Source organism: Spirosoma harenae (assembly GCF_054776975.1).
The window spans coordinates 264587-281219 of the sequence record NZ_BAAHBD010000007.1; the positions used below are offsets into that span (position 1 = coordinate 264587).

Sequence of the window (16633 nt, forward strand, 5' to 3'; positions counted from 1 at the left end):
CTCTCGTGTGACATATCGCACGACTCAAAAGTTAGGCTGTTTGGTTTGTTAAGGACAAAGCGCACGCCTAATTTAAAAGGAGTTAATGCAGGTTTATAAACTCTACTGCCAGTTCACGCATTTCAACTTTCGGAGTGTCGCAGGTTGAGCAAGTGTAGTCATTGGGCAGATTGTCAAAAAGAGTACCGGCGGGTATGTTACGCCGTAGATCGCCGTATTTACTGTCGTAAATGGTACGACAATGCGGGCACTGATGCACATAAACCCCTGTACTCAGAGCTGGATCAGCTTTTTCTACGTCGTGTCGAATCGTTTCACCGTTTTCCAGCAATCGGCGGGCATTGAATTTTCGACACAACCGATTCAATTGATTGGGTACGTGAAGTTTAAATAAACCCCTTTCAAACAGATGGTACGTTCGACTATTCGGGTTGAAATTTTCAGTAAAATAGATGTCATATAGACTAAGCAACGCCAGTTGCCCAAGTTGAACCAGTGGACGTTTGCGCACCAGCACGGAGCCAAATACTTCTGATTTTGGGCGCGTTTGAATACCGAAGCATAAGCCAAATGTGCGCGTATCGTTCTTTTCAAAGTATCGTAGCACATAATTTTTCAGTGAGGTGCCTTCATCGGTATGGTCTTCCGTTTGCCAGGCTAATTCGTTGGCGGCATGCCGTACATTGATGTTGTGTTTACCCAAAACATGCGACCAGGTTATTCGGTCTTTTTCGGCGATCCCCTTGATAATAAGTGATTTCCAGGGAGTAATACATAATTCGCCAATGCGTGTTTTCAGGCAGAGCGAACATACATCGAGTAGAAAAGCAATTGAAAACTGCTCATCGCGACGATATAATCCCAGCCAGGAGCGCTCTCCATATCGGTTAAATCCTTCGTAATAAGGCAGCGAAAAATCCGTCAAATCAACCTCTTTTGTCGCCGGTTGAGTGATAAACGATTGCGCTCGCGTAACGGCTTTATACAGTGCATCTTCGTTCTGATAGCCCTCAAGCATGCCCTCTTCAACGGCTTTGGCCAGTCGGCCCAGGTCATTGGTATAAATTAATTCCGGCCACCGAAACAGGGCATTACTTTGTTTCGGTCGGACATACAAATACCAGAAATGCGGTTCAGGAGAAGCAATGAAATTAAGATTTCCGGTAAAGAATGGCGTAAAACTCTGGTTAGAATCGGATAGATTGACTTTCAGTCGGGGCTGATAATCAAACTGATCCAGAACGGTATGGTATTCACTTTCGTGCAGCCAGGCCCCTGTTCGAAACACATCTTCACCACAATACGAACTGATAATGTTGGGGTACTGCTCTGAATTCAATTCATACGAAATCTGGTGTCGTTTCAAATCCTTTTCCAGAAAGCGCACGTCTTCATAATGAACTGTCATCAACAACTGCTGACGCGCGCCAAAGCGAACCTGCCGAACTTTAGCGTCATAGGCCAGCGACAATATGGTTTGCAATCTACCCGGCGAAACAATGCCAGCGGGCATATTGACTTTCAGGGTATAATAATCGCGCATGGGTTTTACGGGTTATAAAATTCGGGTGCTATTGCCCTAACTCACCAGCATTGCTTCGTTCATTTTCTCCAAAATATTCCGCACTTCGGGCCTGCATGAGCCACAGCCTGTACCGGCACCAGTTTGCTGACAGAGCTGTTGAAAATTGGTGCATCCCGCCTGAATGACCCGCTCCAGATTTCCCTGACCAACGGTGTTGCAGGAGCACACCAGTTTGCCCTCTACCGGGTCCACTTTTTTGCTGGCCCTTAATAGCTGCAATCGCTTATCCGATAGTTCGACACCAGTAACAATCAGATCGCGGAATTCCGCAAACTCATTTTTATCGCCGACCAGAATCGCTCCAACTAGTTTATCGTTGTGAACAATGCATTTTTTGTAATACCGTTTCGATTTGTCGATAAAGACGATTTCTTCAAAATTGGCTCCTTGTCCGGCGGGTACTTCACTGATACCAATACTGCATAAATGCAAGCCTTCCATTTTGAGAATATTCATCGATAAACTCCCGCGATAGGGTTGCGAAATATCTCCTGCCAGAAAGCGGGCGGCCGTTTCGGCCTGCTGTTCGGCGGCTAGCGTAATGCCCCATGTCTGACCGTTCCATTGGGCAACTTCACCGGCGGCAAAAATGTCTGGATCTGAAGTTTGTAGATAATCATTAACAATCACTCCCCGATTGCAGGCAAGTCCGGCGGCACGAGCCAGTTCACTATTCGGCTCGGTTCCAATAGCCATTACGACAACCTGACACGCTAACTTACGACCCGATTTTAACGTAACCCCTTCCAGTCGATCCGTTCCGGCAAAGGTTTGAACTTCTTCGTTGAAATACACATCAATACCCCGATCCAGTAATTCAAGATAGAGGAGTTCACTGGCAAGTGAGTCAAGCTGGCGCTCCATAAAACGCCCTGATCGGTGAATCAATGCTACTCGAACACCAAGCTGGCGCAGGGAAGCCGCCAATTCCAGACCAAGTAAACCGCCACCAATCACTACGGCCTGCGGAGAATCGTTGTGTAGAAAAGGTAAGAGTGAATCGGCATCGAGCCGCGAACGCATATTGAAAATGCCGGGTAAACGAGGTACACCTTTGGGCATAAACGCCCGGCTACCAGTGGCTAGCAGCAGTTTATCATATTGATGTTCAACACCATTGCTATCAGTTACGACTTTTGCTTTTCGGTCGATATGGACAATGCCAACCCCTTTGTGAACAATAACGTTGGCATCGGCAAATTGATCTTCCCGTAGCTTGACGAGTTGCTCCCATGTCTGCTCTCCGCTAATATAATCGGGCAACAAAACTCGATTATAAAACGTATAAATCTCTTTGGAAAAGACGTGTACTTCGTCCTCGACCGGAGTTGCGTTTGGCTTGAGAGTTCTGTACTGGTTAATAAAACCCAGACTGGCTGAACCGGCGCCGATGATAATGATTTTCTCGATCGGCTTTCGATACGGTATGACTTCAACCGCCGAAAACTTAAAATCAGGTTCTTTCGAGCGCGGATCAAAGAGCGAATTGGTCAGGTTATTAGCTCGATTGAGGTTACTATTGAGCATTTTGCCCCAGTGCATCGGCAAGAAACACAGGCCAGGTCGTACATCGTCAGTGAGCTGTGCTTTCACCCGAACCTCACCGCGTCGGCCGCGCACTTCGACCAATTGGCCATCCTGAATGCCGCGTTCTTTAGCATCATCGGGATGGATTTGCAGGAATGGCTGTGGAATATGTTGATTCAATTTAGCCACTCGTCCCGTCTTGGTCATCGTATGCCACTGGTCGCGGATACGGCCCGTCGTTAAGACGAGCGGAAAGTTCTCATCCGTTGGCTCCGACGTGTTTTCGTCGGGTACGGCATGGATTTGAGCCCGACCATTCGGTGTATAAAACTGATGATCTGTAAATAATCGCTTCGTTCCTCTAATCCCCTGCTCTTTGTGGCCGGCTGAATATGGCCACTGAATGGTTCGCTGTTTCTTTAGCAAGTCGTAATTTACGCCCGTACTATCAACGTTTGTTCCAGCCGTGAGTCGGGCGTATTCGTCATAAACGGTAGCGGTATTCGTGTAAGTGAAAGCATCGCCAAAGCCCATTTTTTGCGCAAATCGCCAGATGATTTCCGAGTCCGGTAAAGCTTCACCGGGCGCATCGAGTACTTTAGGCAGGTAAGCGATTCGACGCTCAGCGTTCGTCATGGTCCCTTCTTTTTCAAGCCAGGCAGCCGCAGGCAGTACTACATCGGCAAACTGCACGGTGTCGGCCCGGTTCGATACGTCCTGCACCACAACGAAACGGGCATTCCTCAAGGCTTTTTCGGCCGCATTGAGGTCGGGCATACTCACCAACGGATTCGTATTGATAATCCAGATGGCTTTCAATTTGTCATCAGCCAGGGCTTCGAACATTTCGGTAGCGGTCAGGCCCGGCTTAGCCGCAATCTTGACGGGACTATTCCAGAACGCTTCAACCTCCGCGCGATGAGCAGCGTTCGTTACCTCGCGGTGAGCAGGTAATATATTAGCTAATCCGCCGGTTTCGCGACCACCCATTGCGTTGGGCTGGCCGGTAAGTGAAAAAGGACCGTTTCCGGGCTTGCCAATGCGCCCTGTAATCAAGTGTAGATTAATGAGCGAGAGATTTTTGTTTACTCCAATTACCGATTGGTTCAGCCCCATTGTCCAAAGCGACAGAAATCCTTTCGAACGGCCAATCCATTTGGCAGCTGTTTGAATACTTTCGACAGAAATTCCACAAATGTCGGCCGCTTCTTCAATCGAACGCTGCATTACCTGTTCCCGATAGGCCAGGAATCCGTCAGCGTGATTGGTAATGAACTCATTATCAATAAACCCATTTTCGATCAGTAACCGGCCAATAGCGTTGTTGAGCACGATATCGGTGCCAGGGCGGAGGGGCAAATGTAGGTCCGATGAGCGGGCTGTATCGGTTCGGCGCGGATCGACACAAATAAGTTTAACATTCGGATTAGCCGCTTTGTGCGCTTCAATCCGACGCCATAAAATCGGGTGGCACCAGGCCGGATTCGCCCCTTCGACGAAAAAGAGATCGGCTTCTTCGATGTCATCGTAACAAACCGGCACCGAATCTTCGCCCAGTGACAGCTTGTAGCCAACTACCGCCGAACTCATGCACAACCGTGAATTCGTATCGATATTATTGGAGCCAATAAACCCTTTAATCAGCTTATTGATCAGATAATATTCTTCTGTCAGGCACTGCCCCGATACATAAAAGGCGACGGAATCGGGACCGTATTTCTGGATGAACGTCTTAAACACAGCCGCTGTCCGCTCCAGCGCCGAATCCCAACTCACCCGTTGCATGGGCATGTCTCGATTGAACCGCATCTGGGGATATAGCAGCCGATCCGACTGATCCATAACTGTGTAATGCAGATTCATCCCTTTTGAGCATAACATCCCCTTATTCGATGGGTGTTGTGTATCGCCTTCCAGGCTCAATCGCCCATTCTGCTCCTGTTTGACTACGATTCCACAGCCAACACCACAGTAGCAACAGGTAGTTTGATGAGACATGATTATAAGCTTATAAACCCCTAAATCCCCTGAAGGGGACTTAGCTCGCATTTAGACAAAGTCCCCTTCAGGGGATTTAGAGGTTAAATTATTCGTTTACGCTGCTTGTAATTCGGTTTCTGCGGGCTCGACTACGATGGTTTTTCCGAAATTGACCAGAAATAGGCTTAGTCCGAAGATGGCGACCAGGCAACCAATGTATAGAAAAGCCTGATTGTAGGAAATGGACTGCGATTTGAACAGGAATCCCATCAGCATGCCGCCGAGATTTCCGCCAGCGCCCACAACTCCTGAAATGGTACCCACGGCTTTCGGATTCACAAAGGGCACGATTGCATACGTAGCACCATTCGACATTTTCAAAAACAGGGCAAAGGTGATCATCGTGATAATTGCCATCGGCAGGTTACCCGACAGGGCGAACAGCATGATGCCAGCTCCTTCCAGCAGAAGCATACCTGCCAGTAGAACCCCTTTGCCCCGCATGCCGTATTTATTCCCTACTTTGTCGGCAACAATACCGCCCAGAGCGCGGGCAAAAATGTTCATGAAGCCAAAGAGCATCGCCCAGAAACCGGCTTCGGTTTCGGCCATCTTGAAGTTGTCGAAGAAATACAGGGCGGCAACGCCATCGAAGGTAATTTCCATCCCGAAGCAGCAGGCATAGGCTAATGCTAAAGCCCATACGCGGATGTCAGCGCAGGCTTTCCAGAAGCTTACTTTTTCTGTTGTAGCTATTGTCCGGTCGAGGTTTTCATAGTTGCCATTGGGTGTGTCGGTTGTGAAGCGGTAATACAAAAATGCCATAATCAGCATCATCACGCCCGGTACAATCATTGCCAACCGCCACGCTTCGGGCTTTGTATAGCCAAATCCGACAATAGCAGCCATGATGAGCGGCATCGCCAGTTGGGTAATACCACCACCCAGATTCCCCCAGCCGCCAGCAACAGCATTAGCCGTTCCTTTGATTTTCGGGGCAAACATCATAGACGTGTGAAACTGCGTAATCACGAACGACGCGCCGATGGTGCCAATCGCCAGACGGAACAATAGAAACGTTGTGTAGTCATGTGCCAAACCGACGAGCATAACGGGCAATGAACCCAGCACAAGCAAGGTCGTATAGGTTTTTCGAGGTCCCCACGTATCGCACAGTTTGCCAACGATAAGCCGGGCAAATATCGTTGCCGAAACGGCCGCAATGATGATATTCCCAACCTGAGGTTTTGTCAACCCTAAATCGGCACGCACGGCAGGCATCAGCGGAGCCAAACCAAACCAGCCGAAAAAGCAGACAAAAAAAGTTAGCCACGTAATATGGAACGTACGCATTTGAATGCCTTTAATGCTGAAGATATTCAGAGTTTTGAGTGGTTTATTCGAGTAAGTGTTCATAGTTGAAAACAAATTGAAAGGCGTGATTGAAGAGTTTCAATTAATTGTAAATCAGCGTCATTCGTTACTTTTTGATGGCGAAGAAATCTGGTCGGATGTTGATCATCAGATAAGCCCAGGTGCCAATCTTGCTTTTCTGATCCATCGTGCCTTGCTTAACATACTCCAGACTGTTGGTGCCACTCATGATCGAATAGCCGAACTCAACGTTGGTGTACTTGTTAAGCGCGTAGTTGGCCAGAAAGTCGTATTCTATACCGAGCTTAGCCGATAATAGCGTTCCTGCCGGTACATCAGCCATTTTATTATACGTAGCCGAAGCCAGTGCTAAGTAGTGTATGTCCAGCCCAGTCGTCAGCCGATTGGTGGTGTATTTGAATTTCAGAAAGGCATCCTGTAGCCCACCCGCTGGCGAACCCGTTCCCGCGTAGAAGTAATCCATTGAGCCCCGAAATTTGTGCGGAGTGCCGTAGAGCGGATCGAATCGGCTGGTTTCGCCAGCCTGAATAGTCGTTGTGTTATTGCCCGATAAGACTTCGTACCCAGGCCCGAAACTCAGCAAGCCTTTCTGAATCATGACGTTGGCACCGTAGTGATACGCATGTTTAAGTGTCAATCCATCGCGATCTTTACCGCTTTGGCCATACGCAAACGCCTGCCACTGAACAGTACCTAAATGAGAGGATGCTTTGCCTACCTGACCCGTGAGCATAGCTCCGTACGTTACCCGCGAATTCACACCCGCAACGTCATAACGTCTCCCATATACGTAACCCTGTGCTGCACTGCCGAGGCTATCGATTCGATACTTCTGAAAATCGTCTTTAAAGACCAGAGTTGAGAATTTCGTCTTGCCAAATACCGGACTGCTAAACACGCGGGTCAGGTACGCCATCTGAAACGATTTGAATTGCTGATTCTGGCCGTTCGTACTCAGTGGAGTCAATAATATCGGTGCCCCTCCTTTACCGGTAGTTGGCAGAAAACCAGCCGGAATAGCCAGTGTTATGTTTTGCGTCGACAGGGCCGATGTTGGCGCGTTAGCAGGCGTGTAATAATCGCCCACCACGCCGAAGGCATCTGTATTCTGATTAAAACCAACGCCTAGATCAAATGCCCAGCCTTTGTGCTGCGCTTTCAGAATGGCAGCATCGAACCGGCGACCCTGTTGCAACCAGTCCAGATTCCCAATCAGTCGGGAATCATCATATATCATCTCCTGACGACCAATTTTCAGCGATAAATTCTGAATAGGTCTGAATTTGATGGTTGTGTCGGCACTGTTGGCGAGGGTAATGTCAGCCCATGCCTCATGAACCATTAGTCGGTTTCCGTCAGCATTATTAATGGTAGCGGCATCCTGGCCCCACACGCGAATATCCTGAACAGATGTTTGAAACTGCACCCGATCCCACTTGTAGCCGAACGTCAGGCGGGTGCGTTGTGATGTAAAAAAAGCAGCGGGAGCATCTTTCGACGCCAGATTACCCACGCCGTTTCGCAACTCAGTGCGTGTGCGTAATTGCCCGACCAGCGAAACTTGTGCGATTATAGTTGAGTGAGCAATCAGCAGAATAACACCTGCCATTGATGCCCGTTTAACGATACAATGCATAGGTAGAGAATGAAGAAAGTGAACGATAACGGCACTAGCGATTAGCCCTACCCATTGAGGGTAAGTACTTGTAGAACAGACCGAAAGCAATGGCTCTGAAGAGGAGACAGTGAAGACCAGCGGGTAATTAACCCCTCGGAAGCGTGACGACGCTAATTTGCTTTACGTAGCTTTTTTCATTTCCTTTGAAGCGTTTGTGTTTTTCGCATAGACAAATCCCGTTTAGCCGATCCAAAGGTGCCCCCACACCGGATCGGCTTTTTTAGTTCTAAAGTTGTAGCGTTACAGCGTTGTAAAGTTGACGTGTTTACCTATTCGTTAACTTACCTCAAAACCATAAAACGTTTAACTCTACAACTTTAGAACTCAACAACACTCCAACTCTGCCTGCACTCCACCAAATAGGACGGATGCAACGAAACAACTTCCCCAATGATCAGCACAGCGGGCGCCCCCACGCCTTGCTCTGCCACCAATTGCGGAATGTTCCAGACCTGACCAATCACGCACTTTTCATCCGTACGTGTACCGTTTTGTACCACTGCCATCGGTAAATGACCGCGTCCGGCCTGACAATACAGGGCACATATTTCAGCCACTTTACTAAGGCCCATCAGAATCACAACCGTAGCATTCGACTGAACGGCTAATCGCAAATCTTCAGCGAGTTCGCCATTGCGTGTTGTGCCCGTAATAACCCAGAAACTTTCACTAACTCCCCGGCTTGTGACCGGAATTCCCTGCGAAGCGGCTACGGCTATACTACTCGACACACCAGAAACTACCTCACACGGAATTCCATGTTGCCTGGCAAATTCATACTCTTCAAACCCCCGCCCAAAGACATACGGATCTCCGCCTTTGAGTCGAACCACCTGACCATGTTCCTGCGCTAGCCGAACAATCAGGCTATTTATTTCCGACTGAGTGAGCGACGATTTACCGGCTCGTTTCCCGACATACATTTTTAGCGCCTGCTCGGGCGCAAACTCCAGTAAACCATGATTGGCAAGATCATCATATAGAACAACGTCTGCCTGTTGAAGCGCTCTGATCCCTTTCAAGGTGATCAATTCGCCGTCGCCGGGACCCGCCCCCACGAGTGTTAGCTTTGGCTGCATTGTCGTGTTTATTATCCGAAGTAAATAGTAAAAAAATACTATTTATAGTTATTTATAACTATTTGTGATTCTGCTTCAAAAGTAGAGGTGATATTCTTAAAAACAAACCTTTTTCAGAAAAATATCTTTATATTTTATCCAATTGCGGAATATAAATATAGGAATTACCAATATAGCCTTTTAATTTTGACCTAGCCTTGTTTGGGGGAATAAGGCTATTTTATGAAAATAGTACAATAGTTAAACGGGTTTTTCACAATATTATAGTTAGATTCAACTATGAACACAAACACAATCAAGCGTATTGTCGTCATTGGCAATGGCATGGTGGGCTACAAATTCTGCGAAAAATTGGTAGCTAAAGAAGCGAGTAGCAAACGATTTACATTGACGGTTTTTGGGGAAGAACCGCGTGTAGCCTACGACCGGGTGCACCTGAGCGCCTATTTTGACGGTAAAACGGCCGATGATTTAACTCTTGCACCGCAGAGCTGGTATGCCGAAAATGCTATTTCGCTTTACCTGACCGATCCAGTCGTCGACATTGATCGGGGCCGAAAAGAAGTACGATCTCATCATGGTGTTATAGTGCCTTATGACTATCTGATACTGGCGACAGGATCGGGAGCATTTGTACCACCCGTAGCTGGGGTTGAGAAAGATGGCGTCTTTGTGTATCGTACGATTGAAGACCTTGAACTCATTCAATCGTATGCACGCAAAGCGCGTAAAGGAGCCGTGTTAGGAGGGGGGCTTTTAGGTCTGGAAGCGGCCAAAGCATTACTTGATCTAGGCATGGACGAAGCGCATGTCGTTGAGTTTGCCCCGCGTCTGATGCCTCGGCAAATTGATGATGCAGGTTCGGGTATTCTCCAGCGTCAACTTGAAGCGCTCGGACTGAACATCCATCTGTCTAAAAGCACACAGGAAATTACTGGCGACGATGCCATTACGGGTTTACTGTTTTCTGATGGCTCGCGTATCGACGTCGACATGCTGGTGATATCGGCAGGTATTCGTCCGCGCGATGAACTGGCAAAAGCATCTGGCCTGGATACGCATCCTCATGGCGGTATCCTGGTCGACAATTCGCTGAAAACGTCGGACCCTTCCATTTTTGCTATTGGCGAATGTGCTGTAGCCCACCATATGATTTATGGTCTGGTAGCTCCGGGCTACGAGATGGCTGAGGTAGTCGCTTCTCAACTGGCAGGCGAAATCAAAGAATTCAAGCCTTTCGACATGTCGACCAAGCTCAAACTCATTGGTACCGACGTAGGGAGTTTTGGCAATCCATTTGCTTCCGAGTCGGACGGATGCCGAACAATCGTCTATGAAAACAAGGCAAAAGGCGTTTACAAACGGATCAATGTATCGGCCGATGGCAAGTACTTACTGGGGGGCATTTTGGTGGGCGATGCCGAGCAGTATAACATGCTGTTGCAGGCCTGCAAGAACAAAACCATTCTGCCTCCCGATCCTGAAGATGTCATTTTAGGCTCGCGGGGTGGGGAAGAAGCGAGCGCCGGTGTGATGAGCCTGCCCGACGATGCGTTAATCTGTTCCTGTGAAGCCATCACCAAAGCCATGCTTTGCCATGAAATCGGCGAAAATGGGCATACAACGGTCGAGGCCCTTAAGAAAGCAACGAAAGCCTGTACGGGTTGCGGTGGTTGTACGCCGATGGTGAAAGACATCATTCAGGGAGTCCTGAAGGAGAAAGGCGTTTATGTTCGGAATGTAATCTGCGAACATTTCAACTATTCCCGTCAGGAGCTATTCGATCTGGTTAAAATAAACGGTCTGAAAACCTATACCGAAGTGCTGAATACGTTCGGTCAGGGGGATGGATGCGAAGTCTGCAAGCCCGTTGCGGCTTCAATTCTGGCCAGTCTCTGGAATGAAAATATCCTGACCAAAGACCGAGCACCCATCCAGGATTCGAACGATCGATTCTTAGCCAATATTCAACGGGGTGGAACCTATTCGGTGGTGCCTCGGGTGGCAGGGGGCGAAATATCTCCTGAGAAATTGATTGTCATTGGGCAGGTTGCTCAGAAATACGGTCTCTACACCAAAATTACGGGTGGTCAGCGCATCGATATGTTCGGCGCACACGTCGGCGATTTGCCCAGCATTTGGGAAGAGTTGGTAGCGGCCGGTTTCGAGAGTGGACATGCGTATGGCAAATCTTTGCGAACCGTGAAAAGCTGTGTAGGTACAACCTGGTGCCGTTTTGGGGTTCAGGATTCGGTTACGTTCGCCATCGAACTGGAAAATCGTTACAAAGGACTCCGATCACCCCATAAACTCAAATCGGGCGTATCGGGTTGTACGCGGGAATGCGCGGAAGCCCAGAGCAAAGATTTCGGCGTAATTGCTACTGAAAAAGGCTGGAACGTATACGTATGTGGCAATGGGGGTACCAAACCGCAGCACGCCCAATTATTAGCCTCCGATGTCGATAAGGAAACCTGCGTTAAGCTGCTCGATCGTTTCCTGATGTTCTACGTTAAAACGGCTGATCCGCTTACGCGAACGTCGACCTGGCTAACCAAAATGGAAGGAGGGATAACCTATCTCAAAGCCGTTGTTGTCGACGATGTGCTGGGCATTGGCGCCGAATTGGAACGGGAGATGCAATTGATCATTGATACCTACGCCTGCGAGTGGAAAGAGGTAGTTGACAACCCCGAACTCCGCAAACGGTTCACACACTTCGTAAATGCGCCTGAAGTAAAAGATCCAACTGTCCAGTTCGAACCCCTGCGCGACCAGATTCGGGCGAAGGAATGGGCTTAAAACGTATCAAATCAATGGAAACTCTTGATATTACTACACATAAAATCACCTGGCATGTAGCTTGTCGGGTCGAGGATATTCCCCAGGATGGGGGTGCCTGCGCTTTAATAGGCGGGCGTCAGATTGCTATTTTTAATTTTACACGCCGGGGCGAATGGTACGCTACAGATAACGAATGTCCCCATCGGCAGCAAATGGCCCTGGGTCGGGGGATGATTGGTAGCCAGGGCGAGGAGCCGAAAGTAGCCTGTCCGTTCCATAAGCGAACATTTTCTCTCCAGACGGGTAAGTGCCTCAACGACGATGCTTATCAGATTAATACCTTCCCGATTAAAGTAGAGCAGGGAATTGTGTATGTAGGCGTGTGAAATGGTTCAGCGTATGGTTTGTAGTAACTGACACGAGTAACGGCTTGGCGATAGCTACTGCAAACCATACGCTACCCCATGTCGCTAAATCCGCAAAATGGAAATCAGGCGACTGGCTATAAAATGCCGCTAACGAAGGTGAATTGTTTGGACAGGCTTGTCTCAAATGTGTCAGCTTTTGTCCCAAATGGGATAGGTAGAATTGTGAAGGGTGGTCTACTTTTGACCTAGTCAAAATCAATCACTTACATCTTCTTTCACCATGATACGTCCTGCTAAAACCACCCTGATTCTGGCGATGACCGCTTTGGTTCTGATCGTTAGTCTGATTGTACTTGTTGCTACGACTTACATGATCCGAAGCGTAGAGTTGCCTCAAATCGCTATCCCAACTCGATTCTAGCTACCAGACTATTGAGCCAGGGCAATTCTACTCAACCGGATAGCAAACACGTTGGTGATCAGTTACCTTTATTGTCTCAGAAAAACTAAGAACGGCGCTGCTCACGCGGGAAGAAGTGCTGAAAAATCTGGAGAAACGCGGACAGATGCCACTAATCGCCAAGTAGTACAAATTCTAATCCGTCACACGGTTCCTGTATGGAGAAGTTGCAGACTTATTTTGAGCGCATCGGTTTTAAAGGTGATGATCTAACGAAAATCGTTAACTCGTTCAAACGACAAGCTTTTGAAAAAAATGATTTAGTCGTTATGGAGGGAAGAACAAGCCGCTATATCGGTTTGGTCGATAGTGGCTTATTCCAGTACTACGTACTCAAGGATGGGCTGGAGATAACCAGTTACGTTTCTGTGCCTAACACCTGGCTAGCTTCCGTAATGAGTTTTGTCAGCGAAAAACCAGCCCTTGAAAATATACGGGCATTGACCAGCGGAGCCGTCTTTATGATCAGTAAACCGGATCTGAGAGTACTGGTCAAGGATTTACCCGATTTTAAAGATTTCTACATTGCCCTTTTAGAACAGTCTATTTGTGGCATCGATGAGAGTCGGCACGATCTGATTGTGTTATCGGCCGAGCAGCGTTACGCCAAACTCTTACAAAAGGAACCTTATCTTTTACAACAAATTCCGTTGCAACACCTGGCTTCCATGCTTGGTATTACACCCCGTCACTTAAGTCGTATCCGGAAAAGTATCCGCTAAAAGCGAATACAAGGATAATGCCGATGATTTCCATCCGTCCCTTGACGCGCCTATGATACGAGTCAAGGGAAGGCAACATTACGGTTGATTGTTGCGGATGAATTGGGTAATAAACTCATCAAAATGCGTATCAACCTTGAACCCTAGCTGAAGCGCTCTCGTATTATCGACTATACTGGGCCAACTGGTCACGATCTTATCAATGGCTGGATCTGGTTGAAAGAGTACCTTGGCCAGGGTCTCTTTTCCAGCGATACGTTCCAGTGAATCGAGCATTTCCTGGACCGTAACACGAATACCGGGTAAGTTTACTGTACGCCATTTTCCAAAAACTGTGCCGTCCAGAGCGGCTCCTTTCAGTATATTTTGAATCACTGTATCCGGACTAGATACCCATACGGCGAGTTCGGATGATACCGGGCAAATAGCTTGTTGGCCGTTGATCGGTTCACGAATAATGCTACTGACAAAGGACGAAGCGGCCTGATTAGGTCGACCCGGACGAACGCAAATGGTTGGTAATCGCAATACGCGCCCATCGATAAAGGCCTTTCGGCTGTAGTCATTGACCAGCAAATCAGCTATGGCCTTTTGAGTTCCGTAAGAGGACTGCGGAGTAACCGCGGTTGTATCGGTAACCACAGCGGGTAAATCTCCACCATATACGGCCAGAGCGCCCGCAAACACAAATCGGATGCCTGGCCCCTGATGACGACAGGCTTCCAATAAGGCACGGGTCATATCCAGATTCACTTTCCAGCCCAGATCAAATTCGTTTTCCGCCTGGCTACTTACGACGGCGGCCAAATGAAAAACGACCCTTGTATTGGCGGTAATGATTGCTTTTGCGGCTCCTTCTTCGGAAAGATCTGCCTGTTTGCAGATGACCCTGGCGTCGTTTCCTGGATTGGCCGGCATCACCAGATCGACCAGTACGAGTTCATCAAAGACAAATGAGCTAGTCAGAAGCGCTTTCGCCAATTGCTGACCCAGAAAGCCAGCTCCACCTGTGATAAGTAGTTGCATAGAGGTAAATCTGCCTAAAGTATGGTAAAGGAAAAATCAGTTTCAACCTCCTCAAACTACTGTTTCCTAAAAAAATGGCCCTGGTGTAGTTCATGGAATGGGAGTTATCCCGTCAGATATTGATAAACCAGCTAAGGGTTGCCCAATATTGGTGTGCCTGGCTGGGCTGGTCAAACTCATTCACCCGATACTCAAAACCTAGCTCAAGTTTAGTATCCTTTACCATATTATAGCCCAATGCTAATAGTCCACGAATTTCCAAATCCGTTCTATCAGGCGACCAAATGCCCAGGTACTCATTGTTCAATTTTACGTACAGTTCGTTGGGATCGATCTGCATTCCATTTAAGGGTTTTTCCAGACTAAGTCGGTATCGGCCTCTAATTTCTACGGGCTCCGTTTGCCGGAATGTTTCGTCGAGGACAAACCGGTGGGCAACGGTAATTAAGTTTAGGTCATTGACCAGGTTAACTTGCTGAATCAACCGATGGACGAGTTGATTATCTTCAAGCCGGATCAAATACCCACCGCCCAGCGTGGAATTGAGCGACATTTTTTTGGTAAGCACCAGGGCCAGATCGGTTCGCTCGTATCGTAATTGGTTTTTGACGCTCTCGTTCAGCGTTCGCTCCCTGAAAATCTGACGGGATTCAAGTTTGGTATTTAGCTTAAATTTTTTCGGTAATGAAAAGTTAATATTTACCTGTGGGAGCGTGCCTGCTACGTACTTCTCCTGAGAAAAGGCAGGTATAATACTGCAAATCCATACCGAAGCAACGACAAAAGCTTTCCCCATCAGTAAATCATATTATTCACATTGCGTTGTACCAACTGGTGAGTGCTGACGATTGCTCCACTCTGTTCACAGAGAACTTCATAATAGTTAGCAGCACCGTCCTTTTGGGCTTTCAGAATCAGTTCATACCGGATTTGGACCGAAGCGGGAGGATTATTGGTTAAGATGGCCGTTTTTAAATCGGCCTGGCTAGCCGTCCACTGAAGTTGCGTTTTAACGACGGTAAACTTGTCGAATTGCTGGCTTAACCGATCGTTCAGAACCTTCCGGGTTTGCGCTGGAATTTGATTGAAACTACGTTGTATTTCAACGTCCTGAATTTTGCCAGATGGGTCGAATTCAATACTGTATCGGTTCCCTCCCTTCTTCAGTTTGGCTTCGATGGTTGTGCCGGTCAGGCTTTCTTCGCCATACCAATGAACGGTCGTTTTGCTGAATACATCGTTGATGAACTGGGCCGCTTTTTTGGGAACAGCACTTGATTTAATTCTGTATTCCCGTTCATATTTTTGCTGGCCCCGGCAAGGTAAAATCAGGCCAACAAAGGCCAGAGTTAAGAAGAGTGCGTTCATGTCGATTCTGGGGGCTAGTTAAAGCTCAGTATGGCCGGAGAGTTCACCAACAATTCGTTTAACTGCTGTAAAAAGTCCTTTTTACCTGAAACCTGCCAGACAACCGTGAGCGTATCCTGATCCTTACTTAACTGCATTTGGGTAATAGCCAATTGCCGGGCTCGTAATTGCTCTTCCAATAAGCGGACCTGAGCGAATTCCGCGTTTCGGAACGTAACACTCAACAATTTTTGTCGTTGAAGCCTATCGATTAGCCGCTCGACCCGGCTGACCATCAGCAAGATAAATAGCGTGATCAGCGTAAATACAAAGGCCAGGGCATGGTATCCAATACCGGTTGTCATACCGATGGCCGCTGATGTCCAGATGACGGCTGCGGTCGTTAGCCCATACACCGAAAGCTGATCTTTGAAAATGACCCCTGCCCCAATAAAACCAATGCCGGTAATAATATTGGCTGAGATGCGATCATCGGCACCCGCTCCGTGTCGGGAAACAATCGTGAAAATGGTGGAGCCAAGCGTAATCAGAATAATGGTTCTAAACCCGGCTGATTTGCTTTTATACTCCCGCTCAAAACCAATGATACCCCCACATAGGATAGCCATGAGCATACTGATTACATCCTGCGTTTCGATAATAAAATCCATCGTTCTCATCG

At 47.9% G+C, this 16633-nt stretch carries 13 protein-coding genes; 4 read left to right on the forward strand and 9 right to left on the reverse strand.

Features of this window, described 5'->3' with window-relative positions; all coding sequences use genetic code 11:
• Positions 1-82: 82 nt before the first annotated feature.
• The 5 genes from ACYVE4_RS07070 to cobA all read right to left on the reverse strand — a co-directional run bounded on the left by ACYVE4_RS07070 (position 83) and on the right by cobA (position 9244).
• Positions 83-1543, reverse strand: a complete 1461-nt coding sequence (locus ACYVE4_RS07070; RefSeq protein WP_460996467.1) for a rubredoxin — start codon at positions 1541-1543, stop codon at positions 83-85.
• 36 nt (positions 1544-1579) lie between these two features.
• A complete protein-coding gene (locus ACYVE4_RS07075; RefSeq protein ID WP_460996468.1) occupies positions 1580-5110 on the reverse strand; it encodes a molybdopterin-dependent oxidoreductase in 3531 nt (1176 codons plus the stop codon).
• Positions 5111-5206: 96 nt separating this feature from the next.
• Entirely contained in the window at positions 5207-6508 is a 1302-nt protein-coding gene (locus ACYVE4_RS07080) for a NarK family nitrate/nitrite MFS transporter (protein WP_460996470.1), read from the reverse strand.
• A gap of 64 nt (positions 6509-6572) precedes the next feature.
• Positions 6573-8096: an alginate export family protein gene (locus ACYVE4_RS07085; RefSeq protein WP_460996793.1), complete on the reverse strand. Its 1524-nt coding sequence runs from the start codon at positions 8094-8096 to the stop codon at positions 6573-6575.
• Between the two features lie 386 nt (positions 8097-8482).
• On the reverse strand, positions 8483-9244 hold the full coding sequence (gene cobA / locus ACYVE4_RS07090; RefSeq protein ID WP_460996478.1) for a uroporphyrinogen-III C-methyltransferase: 762 nt from the start codon (positions 9242-9244) through the stop codon (positions 8483-8485).
• Between the two features lie 279 nt (positions 9245-9523).
• Between cobA and nirB the strand changes: the two genes are divergently transcribed.
• The 4 genes from nirB to ACYVE4_RS07110 all read left to right on the forward strand — a co-directional run bounded on the left by nirB (position 9524) and on the right by ACYVE4_RS07110 (position 13578).
• Positions 9524-12046: a nitrite reductase large subunit NirB gene (gene nirB / locus ACYVE4_RS07095; protein WP_460996480.1), complete on the forward strand. Its 2523-nt coding sequence runs from the start codon at positions 9524-9526 to the stop codon at positions 12044-12046.
• A gap of 14 nt (positions 12047-12060) precedes the next feature.
• Positions 12061-12414 (forward strand): nitrite reductase small subunit NirD, encoded by a 354-nt coding sequence (gene nirD / locus ACYVE4_RS07100; RefSeq protein WP_460996482.1) that lies wholly within the window; start codon positions 12061-12063, stop codon positions 12412-12414.
• A gap of 262 nt (positions 12415-12676) precedes the next feature.
• Complete coding sequence (locus ACYVE4_RS07105) at positions 12677-12817, forward strand: hypothetical protein (RefSeq protein ID WP_460996484.1); 141 nt, start codon at positions 12677-12679, stop codon at positions 12815-12817.
• A 197-nt stretch (positions 12818-13014) separates the two neighbouring features.
• Positions 13015-13578 carry a Crp/Fnr family transcriptional regulator gene (locus ACYVE4_RS07110; RefSeq protein WP_460996486.1) on the forward strand — a complete coding sequence of 188 codons (564 nt, stop codon included), beginning with the start codon at positions 13015-13017 and terminating at the stop codon, positions 13576-13578.
• Between the two features lie 78 nt (positions 13579-13656).
• Here the strand turns inward: ACYVE4_RS07110 and denD are convergent, their stop codons facing one another.
• The 4 genes from denD to ACYVE4_RS07130 form a co-directional block, all read right to left on the reverse strand.
• Positions 13657-14604, reverse strand: a complete 948-nt coding sequence (gene denD, locus ACYVE4_RS07115) for a D-erythronate dehydrogenase (protein WP_460996488.1) — start codon at positions 14602-14604, stop codon at positions 13657-13659.
• A 112-nt stretch (positions 14605-14716) separates the two neighbouring features.
• Positions 14717-15400, reverse strand: coding sequence for a DUF2490 domain-containing protein (locus tag ACYVE4_RS07120; protein ID WP_460996490.1), 684 nt, complete (start codon positions 15398-15400; stop codon positions 14717-14719).
• A complete protein-coding gene (locus tag ACYVE4_RS07125) occupies positions 15400-15972 on the reverse strand; it encodes a hypothetical protein (RefSeq protein ID WP_460996492.1) in 573 nt (190 codons plus the stop codon). The genes ACYVE4_RS07120 and ACYVE4_RS07125 overlap by 1 nt, the downstream gene beginning before the upstream one ends.
• 14 nt (positions 15973-15986) lie before the next feature.
• Positions 15987-16631: an MgtC/SapB family protein gene (locus tag ACYVE4_RS07130; protein ID WP_460996494.1), complete on the reverse strand. Its 645-nt coding sequence runs from the start codon at positions 16629-16631 to the stop codon at positions 15987-15989.
• Positions 16632-16633: the final 2 nt, after the last annotated feature.

Bases quoted from the DNA above. Each gene is read 5' to 3' on its own strand.
- denD (WP_460996488.1), bottom strand. From the start codon at position 14,604: ATGCAACTACTTATCACAGGTGGAGCTGGCTTTCTGGGTCAGCAATTG.
- cobA (WP_460996478.1), bottom strand. From the start codon at position 9,244: ATGCAGCCAAAGCTAACACTCGTGGGGGCGGGTCCCGGCGACGGCGAA.
- ACYVE4_RS07130 (WP_460996494.1), bottom strand. From the start codon at position 16,631: ATGAGAACGATGGATTTTATTATCGAAACGCAGGATGTAATCAGTATG.
- ACYVE4_RS07120 (WP_460996490.1), bottom strand. From the start codon at position 15,400: ATGGGGAAAGCTTTTGTCGTTGCTTCGGTATGGATTTGCAGTATTATA.
- ACYVE4_RS07125 (WP_460996492.1), bottom strand. From the start codon at position 15,972: ATGAACGCACTCTTCTTAACTCTGGCCTTTGTTGGCCTGATTTTACCT.
- ACYVE4_RS07085 (WP_460996793.1), bottom strand. From the start codon at position 8,096: ATGGCAGGTGTTATTCTGCTGATTGCTCACTCAACTATAATCGCACAA.
- ACYVE4_RS07105 (WP_460996484.1), top strand. From the start codon at position 12,677: ATGATACGTCCTGCTAAAACCACCCTGATTCTGGCGATGACCGCTTTG.
- nirB (WP_460996480.1), top strand. From the start codon at position 9,524: ATGAACACAAACACAATCAAGCGTATTGTCGTCATTGGCAATGGCATG.
- ACYVE4_RS07110 (WP_460996486.1), top strand. From the start codon at position 13,015: ATGGAGAAGTTGCAGACTTATTTTGAGCGCATCGGTTTTAAAGGTGAT.
- ACYVE4_RS07075 (WP_460996468.1), bottom strand. From the start codon at position 5,110: ATGTCTCATCAAACTACCTGTTGCTACTGTGGTGTTGGCTGTGGAATC.
- nirD (WP_460996482.1), top strand. From the start codon at position 12,061: ATGGAAACTCTTGATATTACTACACATAAAATCACCTGGCATGTAGCT.
- ACYVE4_RS07070 (WP_460996467.1), bottom strand. From the start codon at position 1,543: ATGCGCGATTATTATACCCTGAAAGTCAATATGCCCGCTGGCATTGTT.
- ACYVE4_RS07080 (WP_460996470.1), bottom strand. From the start codon at position 6,508: ATGAACACTTACTCGAATAAACCACTCAAAACTCTGAATATCTTCAGC.